We start from the raw sequence: 23210 nt of genomic DNA, 5'->3' as shown, positions 1-23210 counted from the left end.
ACGATCAGGTAGATAGGCTAGAAGTGGAAGTGCAGTGATGTATGGAGCGGACTAGTACTAATCGGTCGAGGACTTATCCAATGGATAAAAGATTGTATGATGGAATGGTCGATGACTTACAGATTCAGTTTTGAGCGAACAAGAGCTCATATAAATATTGTGTGGTGATGATGGCAAGAAGGACACACCTGTTCCCATCTCGAACACAGAAGTTAAGCTTCTTAGCGCCGAATGTAGTTGGGGGTTGCCCCCTGTGAGACTAGGACGTTGCCATGCAGTATTTTTATTCCGCAATAGCTCAGTTGGTAGTAGCGCTTGACTGTTAATCAAGATGTCGTAGGTTCGAGTCCTACTTGCGGAGTTGGTAGAGTTCCTTGCCCATGGAGAGTTGTCCGAGAGGCCGAAGGAGCACGATTGGAAATCGTGTAAACAGGAAACTGTTTCGAGGGTTCGAATCCCTTACTCTCCGTAAAAAAACTTATATTATGGCCCGTTGGTCAAGCGGTTAAGACACCGCCCTTTCACGGCGGTAACACGGGTTCGAGTCCCGTACGGGTCATTATTCTAGGAGAATTAGCTCAGCTGGGAGAGCGTCTGCCTTACAAGCAGGATGTCGGGGGTTCGAGCCCCTCATTCTCCATTAGAATTTTGTTTCAAAAATATTTGGTCCCGTAGTGTAGCGGTTATCACGCCTCCCTGTCACGGAGGAGATCGCGGGTTCGATTCCCGTCGGGACCGTTAGTTTAAAATATTATTATTATGGTCTGATAGCTCAGTTGGTAGAGCACTTGATTGAAGCTCAAGGTGTCGGCAGTTCAAATCTGTCTCGGACCATATGGAGGGATAGCGAAGTGGCCAAACGCAGCGGACTGTAAATCCGTTCCTTCGGGTTCGAAGGTTCAAATCCTTCTCCCTCCATTTACATTTTTAAACTATGGGATATTACTTGGATAGGGACATAGTTAAACGGTATAACTACGGTCTCCAAAACCGTCATTGTGGGTTCGATTCCTACTGTCCCTGTTTTATTAATATTATTTTGGCGAGTGTGGCGAAGTGGTTAACGCATCGGTTTGTGGCACCGACACTCGTGGGTTCGATTCCCATCACTCGCCCTTTTTTATTGGGATATAGCCAAGCGGTAAGGCAACAGACTTTGACTCTGTCATTCGTTGGTTCGAATCCAGCTATCCCAGTTTTTTATTTATGGCGGTATAGCCAAGTGGTAAGGCATGGCTCTGCAAAAGCTTGATCGCCGGTTCAAATCCGACTACCGCCTTTCACGCTTTTAGGAAGACATGCAAATATGATTGATTTGCCGGTGTGGCGGAATTGGCAGACGCGCTGGACTCAAAATCCTGTGTCCTTACGGACGTGCCGGTTCGACCCCGGCCACCGGTATTAATATAGTGTAAAAGAGTATCAAATAAAACTCTTTATAACTCCTAGAATGTTGTTAAATCAACGTTTTAGGAGTTTTTTTATTTATTACGAATACCAAAAAGAATCAAAGAATTACAAATTATTTGGCTCTTCGTCAAATAAGATTGATGAGCAAATTTCCAAGTAATTATTTGATTACTTGTTTTTTATTTATTATTCATTGTCCCTAATATTTACCTTCCGTACCCAGGCAGCGCTTAGGCTGCTTGCGTAAGTGGCAAAAGTACTTATTTTATTCATTACTGCTGTATAATGGAAATGATACTTGATAAGCTTTTATTTAGAAGGGAGATTTATGGACAGTAAACATACCGATAGTAAGTTAGCGATCTTACGAAAACTATTTATGTCGACCCTTGTCTTGAGTGCTTTCACATTTGGTGGTGGTTATGTCATTATCACTTTGATGCGTAAAACTTTTGTGGAGGATCTAGGGTGGATTGAGAAAGACGAGATGTTAGATTTAGTGGCAATTGCGCAGTCAGCACCAGGTGCGATAGCGGTGAATGGTGCCATTGTCATTGGGTATAAATTAGCTGGTTTATTAGGTGTATTAACGGCAGTCATTGCAACCATTATTCCTCCGTTTACGATCATTACTTTGATTTCTTTCTTTTATGATGCTTTTAGATCGAACGTCTGGATTTCTTTGCTACTAGAAGGAATGCAAGCTGGAGTGGCAGCAGTTATAGTAGCGGTAGTGCTTCAAATGGGTAAAGAAGTGACAGATACAAAAAATCCATTACTCATCACAGCAATGTTAGTTGCTTTTGTTGCCAATTATTTCTTCAATGTGAATGTAATTTTAATTATTTTTGTTGCAGCAACTTTAGGTATTGGTAAATACTTACTTGACCGGCATATGGGAGGTAAAAAAGTATGATCTATTTGCAGCTATTTTGGTCTTTTTTAAAGGTTGGCGCTTTTAGTTTTGGTGGCGGTTATGCAGCTTTACCATTAATTCAAGATGAGATTGTGACCAATCATCAATGGTTGACTCAGCAAGAATTTACAGACTTAATTACTATTTCTCAAATGACGCCAGGGCCGATTGCAATTAACTCTGCAACCTTTGTAGGTAATCAAATTGCGGGGGTTCCCGGAGGTATTGCAGCGACGCTTGGTTCAGTCTTCCCTTCGATTATTCTGGTAACGCTTTTAGCTTATGTCTATATGAAATATCGTAATTTAGCTTCACTACAGTATGTGTTAAAGGCGCTACGACCAGTAGTTGTCGCTATGATAGCAACCGCAGGGATGTCTATTTTAGTGACAAGTTTTTGGGGAGATCAAGTTATTGGCATCCAGACGGTCAACATTATTGCGGTCATTATTTTTGTGATATGTCTTACTTTATTATTTAAAACGAAGTGGGATCCGGTAATGGTGATGATGTTGGCAGGTGTTCTGAATGTTGTGGCTTATTTAGCCAAAGGATTAGCCGTTTAATTAAAGTCAGGATTAGTCAAGGCATATTTCTTTCTCGTTTAGGATGCATCGGCTATAATAATAGGGAGTATAAGAATAGAGAGGATGCTTTATGTGGAATTAGGGGTACACGATTTAGTAACGATAAATAAAGGGGAATCTGCAGAAGGTGCAATTGAACGCACAATGCGATTTGTTCAAGAGATTGAGAAATTAAATTATAACCGGTACTGGTTTGCAGAACATCATAACATGTCTAGTTTAGCCTCTGTATCACCAGAAATGCTAGTTGCTTATGCTGCAGCGAAAACTAACCGTATACATTTAGGTACGGGCGGCACAATGATTATGCATTATTCTCCTTTAAAAATAGCAGAGAACTTCAAGACATTGACCGCTTTAGCTCCAGGTCGAATTGATATTGGGCTAGGTAGAGCGCCGGGATCTGGTCCGGATGAGATTAAGGCATTAGCTGAAGGGCGTCCGCAAACCTTTACAGATATGTACGATAAAATCCAAGTGATTTTAGATTATCTGGCAGACAAGCAAGCACCTGATTTTTATGGAAAGGTACGGGCTATGCCCCAAAATCTGAAACATCTAACGGAACCTTGGATGCTAGGGTCTTCTGGACAATCAGCATTGGTGACGGCACAAATGGGCTTGGGTTATGCCTTTGCGAAATTTTTTGGTATTGAAACGGATCCGGACGTTTTTAAATTGTACCGGGACCGGTTTGAGCCGAGTGCATTTTTCCAAAAACCCAAGGTCATGGTGTCTTATATGATCATTGTGGGCGAAACAGATGAGGAAGCAGATTATTTAGCTAAGCCCATTGAATTGGTGCAAATGGGGATTCGAACTGGTCAACTTATTCCGAATATGACCCCTGAAGAAGCCAAAGACTATAGTTTAGGAGCAGGCGCACAAGCTATATTGGATGATTATCTAACTAAGCGATTTATTATTAAGGGATCAAAAGAAACGGTAAAAGCTATTTTAGATGATGAAATTGAAAGCTTAGGTATCGATGAAATCTTAGTTTACGCGCCGATTTTTGATGAGGACAAGCGACTACAATCATACCGTTATTTAGCGGAGATGTTTGATAAAATTTAATTCGTTATACTTGAGGGGAACTATCGTTGGATAGTTCCCTTTTTAAATGAGATGATAGGCAAAAATGTATTAACTATTTGTTTAGAAAGATTACAATTAGCTAAATGTTTTATTTACATAGTGAAACGATTTAGAAAAATAAAATTATCGTGATAGGTTTCACCGATTATAATTGATATAAATCCCAAAGCTCTCTAACATTGACAGGTTTAGTTGATTTAGATAATATTTAAATAGATATTACCGAAGATGGGATAAGTAAATAGGCATCAATTTAAGAGAGGTTTCGTTTGGTGAAAGAAACTATTGATAAGCATTGAAGATGGTCCTTGAGGTTAAAGTGATTCGAGTGTTTTTGATATAAAAAATCATAAGATGAACTCGTGTGGCGCCGTTATCTGCTAGCCCTATTTTATTTTCTTAATATGATGTGGGGATAAGGGAAAGAAGTTCTTTCTGAATTAAGGTGGTACCACGTGAAATGCGTCCTTAGTCGAGATAGCTAGTTTAGCTGTTTGGACTAAGGACTTTTTTGTTAAAAAATTAGGAAAATGAAAAGAGGAAATAATGATGAAAAAATTGGTTAAATTAATTGGGTTTACTTTAGGTTCTTCATTGCTTTTAGCAGCATGTGGTAGTGGGGCAGATAGCACAGTAAAAGTTGGCCTTGTAGGTGATGATACAACAGTTTGGGATAGCGTTGCTGAACGAGCTAAAGAAGAATACGATATTGATATTGAGTTGGTTAAATTTAATGACTATAACACACCCAATGACGCATTAGCAGACGGTTCAGTTGATTTGAATTCATTTCAAACGATTATTTTTATGAATAATTATGAGGAAGCCTCTGGTAATGATTTCACACCAATTGGTAATACAATCATTACACCACTAGGGATTTATTCAAAGAAACATGACACTATTGAAGAAATTAGTGAAGGTCAATCAGTTGCCATACCAAATGATGTTACTAATGGAGGTCGCGCATTAAATTTACTACAAGAGGCTGGTTTTATTACGCTTGATGAAGAAGCCTCGGCTTCATTCACCCCAACAGTTGATGATATTACAGAGAATCCGTATAATTTAGATATTCAAGAAGTTGATGCAGCACAAACTGCCCGTTCAGTTAGCGATGTGGACTTCTCAGTTATTAATGGTGGTTATGCAGTAGATGCAGGTTATTATCCAAAAGAGGATGCTCTATTCTTAGAGCCAAATTCTGAATCAGCACAACAATACATTAATGTAATTGCTGCTAGAACAGATGAAGCTGATAATGAAACATTTAAACAGATTGTAGAAATTTATCAAACAGAAGAAACAGCAGCCTTAATTGAGGAAGTATATCACGGAGGTCAAGTGCCTGCTTGGGATGACTATGGTTTTGCACCAGTTGAATAATACTCGACCTGATCTCAGTTATATTAAAGTATTCATCAGTTTACGAATTTAATCAAAAAAACGAGCTACCTGAATTAAAAAAATCATGAGCTCGTTTTTTGAGTTATTATGATATCATTTTAAACATTTTCTGCGATATAACGCACTAATTCTGCTGATTTTTCCCAACCTAGACATGGATCAGTAATAGATTGGCCAAATACGTCCCCGCCTGGTTCTTGGCGGCCATCTTGTAAGTAAGATTCAATCATGAATCCACGAACATAAGATTTAATGTCTTCATTCCATTGACGGTTTTGTAAAACTTCTTGAACAATTCTAATTTGGTCTAAATGATTCTTACCTGAGTTATCATGATTGGTATCAATTACAACAAATGGGTTTTTGTAGTCTTCTTTTTTGTAGTAATTAATTGTCTTCACTAGATCTTCATAGTGGTAGTTCGGTACAACTTCTTTATTCTCAAGCGTACCACCACGCAAGATAATATGGGCAAAAGTATTACCACTTGTTAAGACTTCTTGACCTGAGTACATTAGCTCTTGAGGTTTTTGTGCTGCATGCAAGGCATTAAAAGTCACAGTAAGGTTACCAGACGTTGGATTCTTTAAACCAACAGGGCAGTCTAAACCAGAAGCAACGAAACGGTGTTGTTGGTTTTCTACAGAACGGGCACCTACAGCGTGATAAGAAACTAAATCTTCTACAAATTGTAAGTTATCTGGGTACAGCATTTCGTCAGCAGTAGTCATACCTGTTTCAGTAATGACACGACGATGCATGTTGCGAACAGCTTTCATTCCACGAATTAAGCTTGTTTCACCAGTTGGATCTTGTTGGTGTAATAGGCCTTTATATCCGTCACCATTTGTACGAGGTTTATTCGTATATACACGTTGTACAATAAAGACTTTATCTTTCACTTCTTCTTGTAACTTTGCTAAACGGTGTGCATATTCGACAACTGCCTCTTCATTGTCAGCGGAACATGGTCCCATGATTAATAGAAAACGATCATCCTCACCAGACATAATTGCCTGCAATTCTTTATCGCGTGCTTCCTTAATCGCATTCTCTTCATCAGTTAATTTCGCATGTGATTTAATCGCATCGAAATCAACAGTTTCACTTATTGGTTTAAAGCTCATCATATACCCTCCTGTAATCATAGCTCTGAGTATATTCTAACAAAATTGTAATAAAATAGCATTTTTAATCAGCAAATACTTGTATATTCTAATGAATAGTCCTAGTTAAATTATTTGAAAATGCTTTCTTTTTGAATTATGATCATGGCATCGAGGAAAATCAATAGAGGAGAGTGAATCTAATGACAACAAGAATTTATATGATGCGCCATGGGCAAGCTCTATTCAATGTCTTACATAAGATACAAGGTGGGTCAGACTCCCCACTAACTGCCAAAGGTATTCGGCAAGCAGAAATTGCGCGTGATCATTTTGAACGTGAAGGGATTACTTTTGATGTAGCTTACGCATCAACATCAGAACGTGCCAGTGATACATTAGAGATTATTTTAGGACAAAATAAAGGTTATCACCGTTTAAAATCACTTAAAGAATGGAACTTTGGTACATTTGAGGCAGAATCAGAACACTTAAATCCTCCTTTACCATATGGTGATTTCTTTGCGGGTTATCAAGGTGAAAGAGAAGCAGATGTTAGAAATCGAATTAGTAAAGCAGTTAAAAACATTGCGGACAACCATCTTGACCAAACGATATTAATTGTTAGTCACGGTGGGGCAATCGCACAATTCTTTAAAGATAAAACCAATTTTGAAGGCTCTATTTCAAAAGACATTGGTTTTACTAACTGTTCAGCACTTATATTTGATTATCAAGATGGTGAATTTGAATATAAAGATGTGTTAAACCATGATTATAGCCAGCTGTCTGATTAATCGTCTTGGAAAAGGGAAGATGAGAAAAAATCGTTTAGAATTGACGTACTGGACCAAAGCCGAACAATCACGACATATTATTGGCGCATTTTGGGAAGTATCGGACCTTTTTGACTTGTAAAATCCAATGATAAATATTGATATATAACAAAGAGTTGCTTAGGGGCATATTTTTTTGAAAAATGTAAGCGATTTCTATTGACTGAATCATTTTATACCCTTATAATTATTTTCGAAGATGACAATTCGTTTGTTTGTGTAGATAGAATTATTGAGGTTATATTTTTTTCTTAATATTTGTAAGCGGTGTCATCAAAAAAGTTAGGAGATGGGTGAATGAATAATAATCGTATGCAGTTTCCAGAATCGTTCTTTTGGGGGGCATCAACGTCTGCGTATCAAGTTGAAGGCGCAAGTTTAACAAACGGTAAGGGCCCTTCTAGTCAGGATACAAAGGAGTTACCTGAAGGGACAGCTGACTTAACGGTTTCAGTTGACCACTATCATAAGTTTAAAGAAGATATTGCTTTGATGGCAGAAATGGGCTTTAAATCATATCGCTTTTCAATTTCTTGGTCGCGGGTAATACCTGAAGGTACTGGGCAAGTGAATCAGGAAGGATTAGACTTTTATTCAGATTTAATTGATGAATGTTTAAAATATGATATTGAACCAATTGTTACTATGTTCCATTTCGATATGCCAGCAGCTTTAGATGAACGTGGCTCTTGGGGGAATCGAGATTCGGTTGAATGGTTTGTTGACTATGCTAAATTGCTCTTTGATCACTATGGTGATCGAGTGAAATACTGGTTAACAATTAACGAACAAAATATGTTAACACTAGTAGGGAATGTAATTGGAACTTTACGCATTCCTGAAGGTACTGAGAATGTAACCAAAGAAATTTATCAACAAAATCATCATATGTTAGTAGCCCAAGCAAAAGTGATGGAAATCTGTCATCAGGTATTACCAGAAGCGAAAATTGCGCCAGCGCCAAATATTGCTATTGCTTATGCAGCCAGTATGAATCCAGAAGATAATCTAGCAGCACAAAATGCAAACGCTATCAGAAACTGGTTGTATCTAGATATGGCAGTTTATGGTAAATATAATAATTTGGTATGGACTTGGTTAGAGAAACAAGATGCCTTACCAGATATAGTAGAGGGTGATTTGGAATCTTTAGCGAATGCCAAACCAGACTTCTTAGGCATTAATTATTACAATACATTAACGGTTAAAGCTTATGAAGCACCGGAATCAGGAGAAGTAGCCTTTAAGAGCCAACAAGAAAATTCTGGTTTAGAGGATATGTTTCTTGGTGTAGATAACGACTTTTTACCTAAAACAGAATTTGGTTGGGAAATTGATCCGATTGGCTTTAGAGCCACTCTTAGAGAAATATACTCCCGCTACCATCTACCAATTCTTATTACGGAAAATGGTTTAGGGGCTTATGATGAATTAACTGAAGATGGCAAGATTCATGATGAATACCGAATTAACTATTTACGTACACATATTGAACAAATGAAATTAGCTATTGGTGATGGTGTAGAGATGTTAGGTTACAATCCTTGGTCAGCGATTGATTTAATTTCAACGCACGAAGGTATTCGTAAACGTTATGGTTTCATTTATGTTGACCGTGATGATGAACAGCTAGGAACGCTAACTCGTTACAGAAAAGATTCATTCTTCTGGTATCAAGGGGTCATTGCAAACAACGGTAGTGATTTAAGTTAAATCATGAGGAGGTGGTTTCATGGTCAAATATAAAAAGATAGCGCAAGAAATCACCAACTATATTTTGGATAATAAATTAAAACGACATGACAAATTGCCAGTGATTGATGAATTGGTGGTTGATTTTAACGCTAGTAAATCGACAATTATTAAAGCGTTAGATATTCTAGAAGCTAAAGGTCAAATCTATCAAGTCCAGGGGTCAGGGATATTTGTAAGAGATGTTTATATCCCTGGAAAAATCAATTTAAATCGCCCAGAAGGATTGTCAAGGACGCTCCTCGATGAGACGATCGTTAGTCGAGTTGTCAAAGTTGAGTTGATTAAACCGGATGCGACTATCCAAGAATACCTTGAATGTGAACCAAATGAAGATATTTATATGGTACAGAGGACTCGCTATATTAAAGGAAAAATTCATTCTTTTGAGACATCTTATTTAAGAAAGAAATATGTCAGGTATATGAATGAGCAGATTGCTCGCGGATCAATTTTTACCTATTTGGAAGATAATTTAGATTTAAAGCCTAGCTTCTCTAATGCTTTCTTTCAAGTCAAGCAAATAGGAGATGAAGTTGGTAGATTTCTGAATGAACCTGCTGATAATTATGGTTTAGAGTTGATCAACCAGTTCTTCCTATCTAATGGTGCCATATTCGATTACAGCATTTTATGGTATAGCTCAAAACATGCACAATTTTTTGTGCCGTCAAATTTTTACTAAATTAAATAATACAAATTTATTGGAGGAATTATTATGAAAAAAGCACTAATTATTTGTAACGCAGGGATGTCATCATCATTAATGGCTAAGAAAGCCACTGACTTCTTTAAAGGTAAAAATGTTCCAATCGAATTAGATGCAACTACAGTAAGTAAGTCATCAGAATTCTTTAAAAAAGGTGAATTCGATTTATATTTAGTTTCACCACAAATTAAAATGTACTATGATCAAATTGCCAAAGAAGCAGAAGCATCTAATAAATTAGTTGCGAATATCCCGCCACAAGCTTATATCCCAACAGGAGATGGGGTATCTAATTTAGCCAAATTGACTTTCACCGAATTGAAGCCTTTGTTGCAAGCTGAAAAGAATGGTTAAGAGAGGAGGATAAAGAATGGAATCATCAGAAATTCAAACAATTGCATTTACAATTATTCTACACGCTGGGAACGGCCGGACCTTAGTTCATGAAAGTTTCCTATTAATGCGTGCAGGTAAGTATGAAGAAGCAGAGGCCAAATTACAAGAAGCAAATGATGCATTAGTTGAAGCGCATAATGCGCAAACTGACTTATTACATCAATATGCGAACGGTGAAGATATCAATATGGAAATTATTATGGTTCATGCCCAAGATCATTTGATGACTTCAACCACTTTACGTGAAATGGCAGTAGAAATGTTAGAAATGTATAAAGTACTTAAAGGGTAGCTAGAGAAAGGAATGCGGTTAACGTGGTAAGAAGTAAAGAAGTGCAACAACAAGAAAAAGAATTGGCTTTGCGGAACTTTAAGTTTAATCGTTTCTTATTTATTCGTTATGCTTTAGCCTTTAGTGTTATTGCCAATTTATATTGGCTGTTTATGAATCTATTTACACAAGTTTCATCAGTTGTTCTGCCAGCTATTATGGTAATAATTGGGGGAATGGCCGCATTTGAATATTTACGACTGTATTGGACACATGACAATACATTGAAATTTTCAAAAATATATTTTCAAGTGCAGCTTGTTGTAAGCGTATTACTATTTTTTACAACTTTTAGCGAAACCGCATTCAACTATCTATATCCTTTTTTAGGAATGTCAGATGAAGCTATATTACTTGTTTACATTATCCTGGGAGTGGGGTTAGTGGTAGCAGGCATATCTTTATTCAAAATTCAACGAATTGCTAAGAATAAAGATAAGAAATATCAATATATTCAACGATATGAAAAATACACATCTTAAATGATGAAAAAAATTGAAGAAAAGAGTTGTTGAACATGTCTGAAGAAAATAAATCTACTGGAGCTTTTGGCTTCTTAGAAAAATATATTATGAACCCCTTAGGTAAATTGGCGACAACTAAATTTGTCCGTGCCATTATGAATACGGGTATTGCCGTTATTCCATTTACCATTGTTGGGTCTATGTTCTTGGTATTAAACGTATTACCAACAGCTGTTCCAGCGCTGCAAGGTATTTATGACGCAACGATCGGTAACTTTACAGAGTTATACATGTTAGCCAATACAGCCACTATGGGTGTTTTATCCCTATACTTCTCGATTGTCCTAGGTTATGAATTTACAAAAGTTTACGTTGATGATGAAGGGTTAGATATGAACCCAGTTAACGGTGCTTTATTATCACTATTTGCATTCTTGATGGCTATCCCACAATTGGTTTGGCAAGATGGTGCAATGGTTCGTACAACTGAAATCACTGATGCATCAACTATTATCAATGGTTGGGCAATGGGTGGTGACGGGGTAACTCGTTTTGGTACGATTGGTATTTTTACAGCGATCATCATGGGTGTACTTGCTGTGCAATTATACCGTCTATGTATTGTAAACAACTGGGTTATTAAAATGCCAGATGCAGTACCACAAGGGGTTGCAAACTCATTTACAGCCTTAGTACCAACATTTGTTATTGCTTTTACTGTTATTATCTTAAACGGTGCCTTAGTAATGTTTGGTACTGACTTGTTCCAATTAATTCAAGCGCCATTTGGTTTCGTAACACAAATTACGGGTACTTATGTTGGGGTATTGGTTATCGTATTCTTAATCCATGCTTTATGGAGTGTTGGGATTCACGGTTCTACCATTATCACTTCTCTAGTTAACCCAATCTTATTAGCAAATATGGCAGAAAACGCTGCTGGTGCAGACCACGTATTAGCAGGTGAGTTCTGGAATGGATATGTTATTGTCGGTGGGGCGGGTGCTACATTAGGTCTAACAGTATTCTTAGCCTTCTTCGCTCGTTCAGAACAATTGAAAGCCTTAGGTAAAACGGCCATCGTTCCAGCATTATTTAACATTAACGAACCGATTATCTTCGGGGTGCCAATGATCTATAACCCATCAATGTTCTTACCATTTATTGGTGCACCAATGGTTGCAGCAACAATTGCTTACTTTGCAACAGCATTAGACTTTGTAAAACCTATTATTGCGCAACAACCATGGCCAATGCCTGTTGGTATCGGTGCCTTTATTGGGACAGCAGACTGGCGTGCGATTATATTATCATTTGTCTGTGTATTAGCAGCCTTTGCTGTTTACTACCCATTCATTACAAAATACGACAAGACTTTATTATTAGAAGAACAAGCACGTGAGGAAGCAGCAGAAGCTGAGGACGATGACTTCTTTACTTTCTAAGATCTAAATATAATATCATAACAATATAAAAAGGTGATTGCGCCAAGCGCAATCACCTTTTTGACTTTGATTTTAATGGTTATCAGCCATTACACCTACCAGTGGGTGAGGGGGATACAATTCTTCTAAATATTGAATTTCTTCAGCGGATAAAGTGAGGTCAACAGCAGCAACTGCACCATCAATATGGTGAACCTTTGTTGCGCCAACCACTGGAGCAGTCACCTTAGTCAATAGCCAGGCTAATGATATTTCAGTCATAGTAACATGGTGTTTTTCAGCCAATTCATGGACACGTAAGATAATAGCATGGTCTTGATCAGCTGTGTTTTGGTACTTACTTTTCGCATAATTGTCTAGATTCATTCGACGGCTTGCGTTATCACCTGGTAACCTAGATAATCGACCAGAAGCTAGCGCAGAGTAAGGTGTAAGGGCAATATTATTTTCATTAGCAAATCGATTCATTTCTCGTTCTTCTTCTCGGAAGATGAGATTGTAGTGACCTTGTATAGAAATAAATTCAGTTAGATTGTTAGCACGAGCATATGCGTTGGCAGTAGCGATTTGATAGGCATAAGCGTTAGAAATGCCGATATATCTCGTTTTTCCAGCTTTAACCATAGCATCTAAAGCATGCATAATATCTGCCATTGGTGTGTGGTAGTCCCACATATGATAAATATAGAGGTCAACATAGTCCATACCTAGATTAGTTAAACTGGTATTTAATGATTGCTCGATATGTTGATGGGCACTTACTTGATTGTGGCGTTCTTCTTCACTTCGAGGGAGAAATTTAGTGGCTACGACGATATCTTGCCGATTTGCCAGCTGCTTGAGAGCCTTGCCGACATATTTCTCACTTGTCCCGCCTTGATAAGCGATAGCTGTATCAAAAAAGTTGACCCCTTGATCTAGTGCGTGACTGATAATAGCAGTAGTGTCTTCTTGGTTTAAAGTCCAAGCGTGTCCTCCCTTATCTGGATCACCAAAACCCATACAGCCTAAACAAATCCGAGAAACAGATAAATCTGAGTTACCTAATTTGACATATTTCATAATAGCTCCCTCCTCAATAGAGTTAGATTAGGTTAAAGTGTTTAAATGCATTATATAAGCCATCGTCTTCTACAGCATCGGTGATATAATCAGCGGCAGCCTTAATCTCATCGCCACCATTTCCCATAGCAACACCTGTCTCACAAATATTAAACATAGGAATATCAATTTTGGCATCTCCGAAAGCGAAAGTATCTTTGGCATCGATATTTTCATAGGCTAATAAATCCTTAATAGCTGTTTCTTTAGTAATATTGGCTAAAGCTACGTCACCAAAGAGGGCATGTTCGCCGTGACCACCCCAAGTTCCGACTTGATAATCAGGGAATTCTTCTCTGGCATCAAGGTAATCCTGGTATGATTCCAAAATAAAGGAAATCTTGTTAATATCATCACGGTAAAGATCTTGATCAAATAACATTTCAGGGAATGTAGATTCGACTGACACGTCATTAGGATTATGATTACCTTTGTAAGCTACGTAATCTTGTACGGTTTGGCGACCGCGTTCTCTAAAGCCGCTTGACCCGTATAAGCCAGAATTTGCTTCTAGGTAAAATTCTAAGTTGAGTTTCAATAACCAATCAACAATTCTACGGGTCTCTTCACCAGTAAGGTGTTTATGGTAAATAATCTCTCCATCTACTTCAATATAATTACCGTTTCCACCTACATAACCATCAAATCCAATATCTAAAATTTCTTTATACATTTCGGCTTTTGAGCGACCGGTGACTGTAAAAACTTTGTGGCCGTTTGCTTGGGCCTGATGAATGGCTTCTACAGCTGAATCAGGTAATATATTCTCGTAACTTACTAAGGTACCATCTACATCTAGAAAAATATACTTACTTGTCATTAATTAGGCTCCTTTTAATGAAATAAAACGTTTTCATATATAACACTTATATAATAATCGAAAATATTAAGTGGTGTCAAATTGTATGGTACTAATTATTTAAGTCAGTATAAGTTGAAAAAGAAACCGGTAACATGCTATATTATTTTCAATAGGAAAAGCGTTCGGGGGTGTCAGCGTGCAAATCGTGCGAATATTCAATAACAATGCTGTATTAGCGCTAGATGAAGAGGGTGATGAAGTTGTCGCAATGGGTAAGGGGTTAGGCTTTAGTCAGCGGATAGGGAATTTGGTTGACCAAAATAAAATTGAAAAAATTTTTAAAGAAAATGCTGTAGATATTCCTGTCGAAGAATTATTTGTTACCTTATCTACGCCTGAAATTGATAGCTTGTTATCAATTATTGACCTAGCAACTACCGAACTTGGGGAAAAATATCAAGCAAATCTTTATATTACTTTGGCTGACCATATTCATTTTGCCTTGGAACGATTTGAAAAGGGGCTTGTCATTACCAATCCACTTGCTTGGAATATTCGACGACTTTTTCCGGATGAATATGCTATTGGCTATCAGGCCTTAGATATTATTGAGAACTATCTTCGTGTGCGCTTACCCAATGATGAAGCATCGTCTATTGCCTTACATTTAGTGAATGCACGGATGAACCAAGGTCAGATGGACCAAACTATGGAAGTCGTCAAGATTGTGCGAGGTATTCTAGAAGTAGTGACACTTTTTTTCGGCAAAAAGTTTGATACGGAGTCAATTGCCTATAATCGCTTTATGACCCATCTGCAGTATTTTGCCTTGAGGGTTATTCAAGGAGAAGCGCAAAATGGTTCAGGGCAGTTTTTATATGATCAAGTAAAGGAAAATTACCCTAAAGCGACGGCTTGTGCGGAAAAGGTTGATGATTATATTCAACATCAATTTGCCTACAGAATTACGGCTGAAGAGAAGTCATATTTAGCGATCCATATAAACCGTTTAATTGAATCCAACTAATATAAGAAAATATAACGATGTTGAGGAGCATGGTCTTATTTCATATCAGAAGATGAAGAATTGTAGGCCAAAGAAGTAACAGTTATTTGCGGATAAAATGATCATAGCAGAAGTTTGGTAATTACTGCGGGAGTTCAAGTATCTTTTGCAAATTGAATCAAGTGATAGATCAAGTGTAATAAAATGCTAAATATTGAATGTCTTTTGAAAAAGTATTTGCTTTATATAAATGAACGTGATATTATGATGGTGTATTAAGCGCTTACAAAAGAATATACATTCCACTATGGATTGTTACTGATTAGCAGGCAAAACCTAAATGGAAACATAGTAAAGGGGAGACTCTTTATTTCGCTATGTTTTTGTTTGGGTTTTTTTGTGTAAAAAATGAAAAGAGGGATTAGAAATGGCAATAAAAGATTATAAAGCTTTAGCAAACGATATTGTTAAAAATGTCGGTGGTGAAGAGAATGTTAATGGGTTGCGTCATTGTGTTACGCGTTTACGGTTTAATTTAAAGGATGAATCAAAGGCAGATACAGATACCATTAAGCAATTAGATGGCGTTGTGACTGTTATGAAAGCATCTGGCCAGTATCAGGTTGTCATTGGTAATGAAGTTTCCAATGTGTATGAAGCCATTGTAGCGTCAACTAATTTAGGTGGGGATGAATCTAATGGTCAAGATGAACCGGAAAAAGATGACCGTAAGTTAGTTGACAAAGCCATTGACTTTATTTCAGGTGTTTTCCAACCGTTCTTGATGCCTCTTGCGGCAACAGGGATGATCAAAGGTATTGTAGCGATATTGGGAACGATGGGCTTAAATGCTGGAAACAGTGGTTTATATCTCTTACTTCAAGCAGCTGGAGATGCCTTCTTCCAGTACCTACCAGTGATGGTTGCAGTGACTACAGCTAGAAAGCTGAAGATGAATGTCTTTACAGCCTTAGCAATTGCAGTTGCTTTCTTACATCCAGCACTTTCAGCATCAATGCAAAATGATGTGTTATATACGTTATTTGAGGGGACACCATTTGCTTCAGATATTTATTCAACAGTCTTTGGCTTACCATTGATCTTACCTTCAAATGGTTACTTCTCAGCGATTATTCCAATTATTTTAGCGGTTTGGTTAGGCGCTCGATTAGAAAAATGGTTCAAGAAACGGATTCCATCAACAGTGAATTCATTTTTAACCCCATTCTTTACGATTATGATTGCTGTACCGATTGCTTTAATGGTTGTTGGACCAATTGCGACATGGGCAGCTAGCCTGATTGGTGTATTCTTTACTTGGTTGCAAGGTGTATCACCTTTAGTATTCGGTGCGTTACTTGCTGCTTCTTGGCAGTTATTAGTCATCTTTGGATTGCACTGGGGGATTATTCCAATTTCATACTTATTATTAGCTGAAACAGGGTTAAACCCACTTGGACCACTAATGCAAATTTCAACATTTGGTGTGCTAGGTGTCTTAATTGCTATGTTAGTTAAAGGCAAAGAGAAGAAGTTAAAAGATATTGCCATTCCAGGTACAATTTCAACTCTATTCGGCGTTACTGAACCTGTTATCTACGGAATCATGATTCCATTAAGAAAGCCATTTGTTTATGCAATCATAGCGAATATTTTTGCTGGTGCGTATGCTGGTGCGACAGCAACTACAGCGTATCGTACAGGTGGATTAGGTATTTTTAGCTTGATGAACATGATTGATAATGAAGGAAACCTTGGCGCAAACTTTTGGAATGTTGTGATTTCATACGCCATTGCGGTAGCCATTGGTTTTATTTTACAAATGGTATTTCCAGTAAATCGCTTAGCAGAAGAATTGCCAAATGAAACGCTAACCTCTGATCCATTAAAAGGTGAGACTGCTAGTACTGAAGGTGCTGTATCCGATGCGGAAATGGCAGTATCTGCTAAAGAAGAAATTATTGCTAGCCCATTAGTCGGTGACATTTTACCATTATCAGCTGTTGCAGATGAAGTGTTTGCTAGTGGTGCTTTAGGTAAAGGGGTAGCTATTCAACCAAGTGAGGGCAAGGTCCTTGCGCCAGCTAACGGAACAGTTTCTGTACTTTTCAAAACTGGACATGCTGTTGGTATTACGACAGATACTGGCGTAGAATTATTGATTCATATCGGCTTAGATACTGTGAATTTAGATGGTCGCGGCTACACTATTCATGTGGAAGAAGGACAGAAAGTATCTGCTGGAGATTTGCTTGTCGAGTTTGAAATCGGTACCATTAATGAGGCTGGTTATGATACGATAACACCTGTAATAGTAACCAATACGGATAACTTTACAGATGTTTTAACCACAACAGCACCAGCTGTTGCTGAAAATGATTATCTATTCACGATTGTGAAATAAAAGAAAAGGAGTATGAATATGTCTAGAGAATTATCTAAAGATTTCTTATGGGGTGGCGCTACTGCCGCTAATCAATTAGAGGGTGGCTACCTTGAAGGGGGTAAGGGGTTAACAAGTGTTGACCTAATACCTCATGGTGAACAACGATTTGCTGTAACAGCCGGTGAACTGCATTATTCTGAAGTGGCAGAAGGGTCACACTTCCCATCACATGAAGCCATCGACTTCTACCACCACTATAAGGAAGATATTGCCTTATTTGCTGAAATGGGCATGAAATCTTACCGTTTCTCAATGGCTTGGTCCCGCATTTTTCCTACAGGTTTTGAATCAGAACCAAACGAAGAAGGACTAAAATTCTATGAAGCTGTTATCGATGAACTGTTAAAATATGGTATTGAGCCGGTCGTAACAATCAATCACTTTGATGTACCAAAAACATTAATCGATGAGTTGGGTTCATGGCGTGACCGTAGAATGGTTGATTTATTCGTGAATTATGCAACAGCTTTATTTAACCGTTATAAAGGTAAAGTAAAATACTGGATTTCTTTCAATGAAATTAATATGTTGCTACATTTACCATTTATGGGTGCAGGGATTTACTTAGGCGACTTAAGCGAAGCAGAACGGACACAAGTGTTGTATACAGCAGCACATCATGAATTATTAGCGAGTGCCAAAATAACAAAAGTACTTCGTGAAATTGATCCCGAAGCTAAAATGGGTTCAATGCTAGCAGCTGGGGAATACTATCCTTACTCATCTAACCCAGAGGATGTTTGGGCAGCCAACTTGAGTAACCGTGATAACTACTTCTTCATTGATGTTCAAGCGGGTGGAGAATACCCAGAATGGGCAAAAATCATGTTTGAAAATGAAGGAATTGATATTAGGATTACGGCTGAAGATGAAGAAATCTTGCGAGAAAATACCGTAGATTACATTACTTTCTCTTATTACTCAAGTCGTGTATCAAAAGCTGAAATCTCTTCTGATGATATGGTAACAGGGAACGCTTTTAAAGGTGTGAAGAACCCTTACTTAAAAGAATCTGAATGGGGCTGGGCAATTGACCCATTAGGTTTACGTACAACAATGAATGCATTATGGGACCGTTACCGTAAACCATTATTTATTGTAGAAAATGGTCTAGGTGCTGTAGACAAAGTTGAAGCTGACGGTTCAATCAACGACGATTATCGTATTGAATATTTAAAAGCACATATCAATACATTTATGGATGCTGTTGAAGAAGATGGCATTCCATTATGGGGCTATACACCATGGGGGATTATCGACTTAGTATCAGCAGGTACTGGTGAGATGTCTAAACGTTATGGGTTAATTTATGTTGACCGCCAAGATGATGGTAGTGGTGACTTACACCGTTCTAAGAAGAAATCATTCGACTGGTATAAAGAAGTTATTGAAACAAATGGGCAAGCAGCACGCTCCTAATCCGAATTTGCTGATTTGAATTTAAAGTCACTCTTTTACGAGAGTGGCTTTTTTCAATTATATGGAACAAATTTTGTCCAAAGACAAATTGTTTTCACTGAAAAGAGCGAGAATATCATGATTTTCTATCCACACAACTTTGTTTATTTATGTTTTTATAAGGGTATAATGTTTTTTGATGGTAATCATTTTACAAGAAAGCGCTTTAATGGTATCCTAGTTGTGTAAATAAATTGAATGATAAAATAATAAAGAATGGAGCGAATTGTAGAATGGGTCAATATAGATTTCCAGATGGTTTCTTATGGGGCGGAGCTGCTGCTGCCAATCAATTTGAAGGTGCTTTTGATGTAGACGGTAAAGGATTAACTGTTCAAGATGTTACGCCTAATGGTGGAATGGGCGAAATTACAGATGGTCCAACAGAAGATAACTTGAAGTTAGTGGGGATTGATTTTTATAACCGTTATAAAGAAGATGTGGCCCTATTCGCTGAAATGGGCTTTAAAGTTTTCCGTACTTCTATCGCGTGGTCTAGAATCTTTCCTAATGGGGACGATGCTGAGCCGAACGAAGCTGGTTTACAATTCTACGATGACTTATTCGATGAGCTCCACAAATATGGTATTGAACCATTGGTAACCTTATCGCATTATGAAACACCCTTAAACTTGACGAAGAAATATAATGGTTGGACCAACCGTAAATTAATTGGCTTCTTTGAAAAATATGCCACAACTGTATTTAACCGTTATAAAGATAAGGTAAAATACTGGTTAACTTTTAACGAAGTAAATTCAGTATTACATGCACCATTTATGTCCGGTGGTATTGATACACCACCTGAAGAATTATCGAAACAAGACTTGTATCAAGCTGTTCACCATGAATTAGTTGCTTCAGCTTCAGTGACAAAGATTGCTCATGAAATTAATCCAGACTTTCAAGTAGGTTGTATGGTTTTAGCAATGCCAACTTATCCAATTACACCAAATCCAGATGACGTAATGGCTGCGCACTTAGCTGAAAACCAAAATTACTTATTCTCAGATATCCATGCACGTGGTGAGTGTCCAGCTTATATTCATCGTTACTTTGAAGAAAATGATATTGAAATCCAATTTGCTGAAGGTGACAAAGAAGTAATGAAAGAAAATACAGTAGACTTTATTTCTTTCTCTTACTATATGTCGGTTGCTGAGGCAGCAAATCGTGACCAATATCAAGCGGGTGAAGGGAATATTATGGGGGGGATTGCGAATCCTTATCTAGAAGCTTCTGAGTGGGGTTGGCAAGTAGACCCAGTTGGTTTACGCTTAGTCTTAAATCAATTTTATGATCGTTACCAATTACCTTTATTCATCGTTGAAAATGGTTTAGGCGCTAAAGATGTCTTAGTAGAGGGGCCAAATGGTGAAAAAACAGTTGAAGATGATTACCGAATCAAATACATGAATGACCACTTAGTACAAGTGGGGGAAGCCTTGTTAGATGGTGTAGATATTATGGGTTATACAAGTTGGGGATGTATTGACCTTGTTTCAGCATCAACTGCACAAATGTCTAAACGTTATGGATTCATTTATGTTGACCGCAATGATGACGGTACAGGTACGCTTGAACGCTACAAGAAAAAATCTTTTGATTGGTATAAAGACGTGATTGCTACGAACGGTGGCAATTTAAGATAATTGATTAAAGAATGCTGATAGTCGTAAAATGGCTATCAACTTTTTTATTTGGTGAAATTTACCGTTTTGTAGTAGCAATTCCAAGGGACATTTGAATTGAATAGGGTCAAATAGCAAATTCAATTTCAATCTAAATTGGACTACCTCTGGTCAAACGGTGTATAATGCAATTAATTGTGGTAAGAAAATATTAGCCAAATAGAATTTTGGGGGCACAAGTTTGAACAAGCGAGATGTAAATCGTAAGGGAACTAAGGACGATCATTCGTTTCGTCATGTCTATAAAATTGAGCTGAGTGGTTTATTGGGAAACAATTATGATGAATTAGATGACAATAACTTGAAAGTTAATATCAAAAGTATACTATTCAAGATAGTGGCATTCCTGATTGTGGGTGTGATTGCTTTCTTTATTTTTCAAGAGGGTATGTGGGCTACGGATACACGATCAGCTTCCTTGTCAACATTAGCTTTCATTGGGTCAACCTTAGTGGTTGGTTATCTAGCCACATTATTGGTAGAACTTTCATTTGGACGTAAAAGAAAATCTAAGTAAGACCACTAGTTGGCGTTTGACTAGGATGCAAGTGTTAGCATCCTGGCTATTTTTTCGTTCAAAAGTGAAAGTAGATTATTTAGATAATTAAAATATGATAAATTAGTTGAATATTACAGAAATATTACAAGAAATACGGTACAATAAAAGAAAGCTTTTAAGCAAATAGAAATGTGAAGGGAGATAGTTGAATGAAGAAAGTTTCGATGTGGATACTTGGGGCAGTTTTAGCCGTACTAGTAGTGGGATATGGGGTTGGTATTTATTATTATCAATCACATTTCTTACCAGCAACCACTATTTCTAGTGTGAATGTCAGTGGCATGACGCAATCTGAAGCAGAAGTAGCAGTGGCAAAAGCGAATAACGAGCGTACAATGACAATTACAGACCAGAATAGAGAAGTCTCTACAATTAACTTACAAGAAGCTGGCTTTAAACCCAAAGAAACGGATGCGTTCGATACGTTGTTAGCACAACAATCGACTTTCACATGGCCAGTAGAATTTGTTAGCAATGCTTTAAAAATAGTAGATGCTAATGAGAATCATGAATGGACAGTTGACCGTGATGCCTTTAATGCATATTTTGATCAGTTAGATATTGAACAAGCAGATAGCAAACCTTCAACCAATGCCCAGGTAGTGATTAACGATGATACTAAGGCTGTGGAAGTGGTTCCTGAAACGCAGGGAACGGAGGTTACATCAGATTCGTTAGCGGATGCTATTCTATCCAAAGTTGAAGCAGGAACAAGTGAATTAGCATTAGCTGATGCTTATGTGAAGCCAACAGTAACAAGCGATGATGAAGTTATTCAAACAGCGAAAGCTAAATTGAAAGCTATTTTATCAGCGAAGATTGGATTACAAATTGAAGATGAAGTAGTGAATATTCCAAGTGAGACGTTGGCTGCATGGGTAAGTACGGATGATCAAGGAGAAGTTCAAGTAGATGAAGAGGCAATTGATCAATACTTATATGAGTGGAATGTTGAGAATGCCGGTTTAAATCAAAATCATCAATTCCAATCTACTGAATCAGGTGAAGTTACAGTGACATCTGGCACTTATGGTTGGTATATTGAGCGTGACATGACTACACAACGGATTTCTGAAGCTGTTCTTTCTGGTGAAGATACTGTCATTGAACCAAATGTTTGGGGTAGTGGCTATAATCAAGATGATTTCTTTGGTACATCTTATATTGAAGTAGATTTAAGTAAACAAAAGATGTTTGTTTATATTGACCGTGAACAAATGATTGCGACTGATATCGTAAGTGGGAATACAGGTACTGACACGGTGCCAGGCGCTTATGAAATCTGGAACATGGAAAAACCATCTGTTCTAAAAGGGTATAATCCAAGAACGAAAAAAGATTATGCTCAACCAGTAGATTATTGGATGGCCTTTGATTATACAGGACAAGGAATTCATGATGCGAATTGGCAATCAAACTTTGGTGGAAATACTTACCAACAAAATGGTTCCCTAGGGTGTATTAATACACCGCCAGCAACAATGGCCAAAGTTTACGAATTAGCTTATATTGGCTTACCAGTTATCGTATTTTAAAAAGATATTTTTAAAAGAATAGCTTGATATTCTTAGGTTAATAGTTTTTTGGATAGCCTATAAATTGCTAAGGTCGAGAAGTTAACTTCTCGACCTTTTTCTAACTGTACAATTATTTATATAACAGATTGACGTTGGTAATATAACAGTTAAAT

At 37.5% G+C, this 23210-nt stretch carries 20 protein-coding genes, 12 tRNA genes and 1 rRNA gene; 30 read left to right on the top strand and 3 right to left on the bottom strand.

The window, feature by feature from the left end; all coding sequences use genetic code 11:
• Nucleotides 1-160 precede the first annotated feature (160 nt).
• The 17 genes from rrf to CJ191_RS06775 all read left to right on the top strand — a co-directional run bounded on the left by rrf (nt 161) and on the right by CJ191_RS06775 (nt 5397).
• Nucleotides 161-276 (top strand): 5S ribosomal RNA (gene rrf / locus CJ191_RS06855).
• An 11-nt stretch (nt 277-287) separates the two neighbouring features.
• A tRNA-Asn gene (locus tag CJ191_RS06850) sits at nt 288-361 on the top strand.
• A 21-nt stretch (nt 362-382) separates the two neighbouring features.
• A tRNA-Ser gene (locus CJ191_RS06845) sits at nt 383-469 on the top strand.
• An 18-nt stretch (nt 470-487) separates the two neighbouring features.
• Nucleotides 488-559, top strand: a tRNA-Glu gene (locus CJ191_RS06840).
• A gap of 8 nt (nt 560-567) precedes the next feature.
• Nucleotides 568-640, top strand: a tRNA-Val gene (locus CJ191_RS06835).
• A gap of 25 nt (nt 641-665) precedes the next feature.
• A tRNA-Asp gene (locus tag CJ191_RS06830) sits at nt 666-738 on the top strand.
• A 23-nt stretch (nt 739-761) separates the two neighbouring features.
• Nucleotides 762-834: transfer RNA gene (locus CJ191_RS06825), tRNA-Phe, on the top strand.
• 3 nt (nt 835-837) lie between these two features.
• Nucleotides 838-918: transfer RNA gene (locus tag CJ191_RS06820), tRNA-Tyr, on the top strand.
• Nucleotides 919-952: 34 nt separating this feature from the next.
• Nucleotides 953-1023: transfer RNA gene (locus CJ191_RS06815), tRNA-Trp, on the top strand.
• 19 nt (nt 1024-1042) lie between these two features.
• A tRNA-His gene (locus CJ191_RS06810) sits at nt 1043-1115 on the top strand.
• Nucleotides 1116-1124: 9 nt separating this feature from the next.
• A tRNA-Gln gene (locus CJ191_RS06805) sits at nt 1125-1196 on the top strand.
• 12 nt (nt 1197-1208) lie between these two features.
• Nucleotides 1209-1279 (top strand) — tRNA-Cys (locus CJ191_RS06800).
• A 38-nt stretch (nt 1280-1317) separates the two neighbouring features.
• Nucleotides 1318-1401: transfer RNA gene (locus tag CJ191_RS06795), tRNA-Leu, on the top strand.
• 337 nt (nt 1402-1738) lie between these two features.
• On the top strand, nt 1739-2326 hold the full coding sequence (locus CJ191_RS06790; RefSeq protein WP_070467892.1) for a chromate transporter: 588 nt from the start codon (nt 1739-1741) through the stop codon (nt 2324-2326).
• The gene (locus CJ191_RS06785) at nt 2323-2892 is read left to right on the top strand and encodes a chromate transporter (protein ID WP_070467893.1); all 570 of its coding nucleotides are present in this window, start codon (nt 2323-2325) and stop codon (nt 2890-2892) included. Before CJ191_RS06790 ends, CJ191_RS06785 begins: the two co-directional genes overlap by 4 nt.
• A gap of 84 nt (nt 2893-2976) precedes the next feature.
• Nucleotides 2977-3990, top strand: a complete 1014-nt coding sequence (locus CJ191_RS06780; RefSeq protein ID WP_180960951.1) for an LLM class flavin-dependent oxidoreductase — start codon at nt 2977-2979, stop codon at nt 3988-3990.
• Nucleotides 3991-4560: 570 nt separating this feature from the next.
• Nucleotides 4561-5397, top strand: coding sequence for a MetQ/NlpA family ABC transporter substrate-binding protein (locus CJ191_RS06775; RefSeq protein WP_102199370.1), 837 nt, complete (start codon nt 4561-4563; stop codon nt 5395-5397).
• Between the two features lie 119 nt (nt 5398-5516).
• On the opposite strand, the gene CJ191_RS06770 is transcribed toward CJ191_RS06775, so the two are convergent.
• On the bottom strand, nt 5517-6545 hold the full coding sequence (locus CJ191_RS06770) for a 3-deoxy-7-phosphoheptulonate synthase (RefSeq protein WP_070467896.1): 1029 nt from the start codon (nt 6543-6545) through the stop codon (nt 5517-5519).
• 182 nt (nt 6546-6727) lie between these two features.
• Between CJ191_RS06770 and CJ191_RS06765 the strand changes: the two genes are divergently transcribed.
• The 7 genes from CJ191_RS06765 (at nt 6728) to celB (ending at nt 12457) form a co-directional block, all read left to right on the top strand.
• Entirely contained in the window at nt 6728-7321 is a 594-nt protein-coding gene (locus tag CJ191_RS06765) for a histidine phosphatase family protein (protein WP_102199369.1), read from the top strand.
• Nucleotides 7322-7657: 336 nt separating this feature from the next.
• On the top strand, nt 7658-9073 hold the full coding sequence (locus tag CJ191_RS06760) for a glycoside hydrolase family 1 protein (RefSeq protein WP_070467898.1): 1416 nt from the start codon (nt 7658-7660) through the stop codon (nt 9071-9073).
• 19 nt (nt 9074-9092) lie between these two features.
• A complete protein-coding gene (locus tag CJ191_RS06755) occupies nt 9093-9797 on the top strand; it encodes a GntR family transcriptional regulator (protein ID WP_070467899.1) in 705 nt (234 codons plus the stop codon).
• A 33-nt stretch (nt 9798-9830) separates the two neighbouring features.
• Complete coding sequence (locus CJ191_RS06750) at nt 9831-10175, top strand: PTS cellobiose transporter subunit IIB (protein ID WP_070467900.1); 345 nt, start codon at nt 9831-9833, stop codon at nt 10173-10175.
• A 16-nt stretch (nt 10176-10191) separates the two neighbouring features.
• Nucleotides 10192-10509 carry a PTS cellobiose transporter subunit IIA gene (locus CJ191_RS06745; protein ID WP_102199368.1) on the top strand — a complete coding sequence of 106 codons (318 nt, stop codon included), beginning with the start codon at nt 10192-10194 and terminating at the stop codon, nt 10507-10509.
• 41 nt (nt 10510-10550) lie between these two features.
• Nucleotides 10551-11030 (top strand): hypothetical protein, encoded by a 480-nt coding sequence (locus tag CJ191_RS06740; RefSeq protein ID WP_146001969.1) that lies wholly within the window; start codon nt 10551-10553, stop codon nt 11028-11030.
• Between the two features lie 35 nt (nt 11031-11065).
• On the top strand, nt 11066-12457 hold the full coding sequence (gene celB, locus CJ191_RS06735) for a PTS cellobiose transporter subunit IIC (RefSeq protein WP_070467903.1): 1392 nt from the start codon (nt 11066-11068) through the stop codon (nt 12455-12457).
• 72 nt (nt 12458-12529) lie between these two features.
• Here the strand turns inward: celB and CJ191_RS06730 are convergent, their stop codons facing one another.
• Complete coding sequence (locus CJ191_RS06730) at nt 12530-13519, bottom strand: aldo/keto reductase (protein WP_102199366.1); 990 nt, start codon at nt 13517-13519, stop codon at nt 12530-12532.
• Between the two features lie 22 nt (nt 13520-13541).
• Nucleotides 13542-14378, bottom strand: coding sequence for a Cof-type HAD-IIB family hydrolase (locus CJ191_RS06725; protein ID WP_102199365.1), 837 nt, complete (start codon nt 14376-14378; stop codon nt 13542-13544).
• A 178-nt stretch (nt 14379-14556) separates the two neighbouring features.
• Between CJ191_RS06725 and licT the strand changes: the two genes are divergently transcribed.
• From licT to CJ191_RS06695, 6 genes are all read left to right on the top strand, one after another.
• Complete coding sequence (licT, locus tag CJ191_RS06720; RefSeq protein WP_102199364.1) at nt 14557-15387, top strand: BglG family transcription antiterminator LicT; 831 nt, start codon at nt 14557-14559, stop codon at nt 15385-15387.
• A gap of 406 nt (nt 15388-15793) precedes the next feature.
• Complete coding sequence (locus CJ191_RS06715; protein ID WP_102199363.1) at nt 15794-17770, top strand: beta-glucoside-specific PTS transporter subunit IIABC; 1977 nt, start codon at nt 15794-15796, stop codon at nt 17768-17770.
• Nucleotides 17771-17788: 18 nt separating this feature from the next.
• A complete protein-coding gene (locus CJ191_RS06710) occupies nt 17789-19231 on the top strand; it encodes a 6-phospho-beta-glucosidase (protein WP_070467908.1) in 1443 nt (480 codons plus the stop codon).
• 272 nt (nt 19232-19503) lie between these two features.
• Nucleotides 19504-20922, top strand: coding sequence for a glycoside hydrolase family 1 protein (locus CJ191_RS06705; RefSeq protein WP_102199362.1), 1419 nt, complete (start codon nt 19504-19506; stop codon nt 20920-20922).
• A 220-nt stretch (nt 20923-21142) separates the two neighbouring features.
• Nucleotides 21143-21478 (top strand): hypothetical protein, encoded by a 336-nt coding sequence (locus CJ191_RS06700; RefSeq protein WP_102199361.1) that lies wholly within the window; start codon nt 21143-21145, stop codon nt 21476-21478.
• Nucleotides 21479-21669: 191 nt separating this feature from the next.
• Nucleotides 21670-23055, top strand: coding sequence for a L,D-transpeptidase family protein (locus CJ191_RS06695; protein WP_102199360.1), 1386 nt, complete (start codon nt 21670-21672; stop codon nt 23053-23055).
• Nucleotides 23056-23210 lie beyond the last annotated feature (155 nt).

Origin of the sequence: Aerococcus viridans (genome assembly GCF_002871935.1) — a bacterium.
Lineage (GTDB): Bacteria > Bacillota > Bacilli > Lactobacillales > Aerococcaceae > Aerococcus > Aerococcus viridans_B.
The sequence above is the reverse complement of the archived record's forward strand: the minus strand, read 5'-3'. Positions and strand labels throughout refer to the sequence as shown.

What these genes read in the sequence shown, in the direction of transcription:
- CJ191_RS06790 (WP_070467892.1), top strand. Translation starts at nt 1,739, where the DNA reads ATGGACAGTAAACATACCGATAGTAAGTTAGCGATCTTACGAAAACTA.
- CJ191_RS06785 (WP_070467893.1), top strand. Translation starts at nt 2,323, where the DNA reads ATGATCTATTTGCAGCTATTTTGGTCTTTTTTAAAGGTTGGCGCTTTT.
- CJ191_RS06780 (WP_180960951.1), top strand. Translation starts at nt 2,977, where the DNA reads ATGCTTTATGTGGAATTAGGGGTACACGATTTAGTAACGATAAATAAA.
- CJ191_RS06775 (WP_102199370.1), top strand. Translation starts at nt 4,561, where the DNA reads ATGAAAAAATTGGTTAAATTAATTGGGTTTACTTTAGGTTCTTCATTG.
- CJ191_RS06770 (WP_070467896.1), bottom strand. Translation starts at nt 6,545, where the DNA reads ATGAGCTTTAAACCAATAAGTGAAACTGTTGATTTCGATGCGATTAAA.
- CJ191_RS06765 (WP_102199369.1), top strand. Translation starts at nt 6,728, where the DNA reads ATGACAACAAGAATTTATATGATGCGCCATGGGCAAGCTCTATTCAAT.
- CJ191_RS06760 (WP_070467898.1), top strand. Translation starts at nt 7,658, where the DNA reads ATGAATAATAATCGTATGCAGTTTCCAGAATCGTTCTTTTGGGGGGCA.
- CJ191_RS06755 (WP_070467899.1), top strand. Translation starts at nt 9,093, where the DNA reads ATGGTCAAATATAAAAAGATAGCGCAAGAAATCACCAACTATATTTTG.
- CJ191_RS06750 (WP_070467900.1), top strand. Translation starts at nt 9,831, where the DNA reads ATGAAAAAAGCACTAATTATTTGTAACGCAGGGATGTCATCATCATTA.
- CJ191_RS06745 (WP_102199368.1), top strand. Translation starts at nt 10,192, where the DNA reads ATGGAATCATCAGAAATTCAAACAATTGCATTTACAATTATTCTACAC.
- celB (WP_070467903.1), top strand. Translation starts at nt 11,066, where the DNA reads ATGTCTGAAGAAAATAAATCTACTGGAGCTTTTGGCTTCTTAGAAAAA.
- CJ191_RS06730 (WP_102199366.1), bottom strand. Translation starts at nt 13,519, where the DNA reads ATGAAATATGTCAAATTAGGTAACTCAGATTTATCTGTTTCTCGGATT.
- CJ191_RS06725 (WP_102199365.1), bottom strand. Translation starts at nt 14,378, where the DNA reads ATGACAAGTAAGTATATTTTTCTAGATGTAGATGGTACCTTAGTAAGT.
- CJ191_RS06715 (WP_102199363.1), top strand. Translation starts at nt 15,794, where the DNA reads ATGGCAATAAAAGATTATAAAGCTTTAGCAAACGATATTGTTAAAAAT.
- CJ191_RS06710 (WP_070467908.1), top strand. Translation starts at nt 17,789, where the DNA reads ATGTCTAGAGAATTATCTAAAGATTTCTTATGGGGTGGCGCTACTGCC.
- CJ191_RS06705 (WP_102199362.1), top strand. Translation starts at nt 19,504, where the DNA reads ATGGGTCAATATAGATTTCCAGATGGTTTCTTATGGGGCGGAGCTGCT.
- CJ191_RS06695 (WP_102199360.1), top strand. Translation starts at nt 21,670, where the DNA reads ATGAAGAAAGTTTCGATGTGGATACTTGGGGCAGTTTTAGCCGTACTA.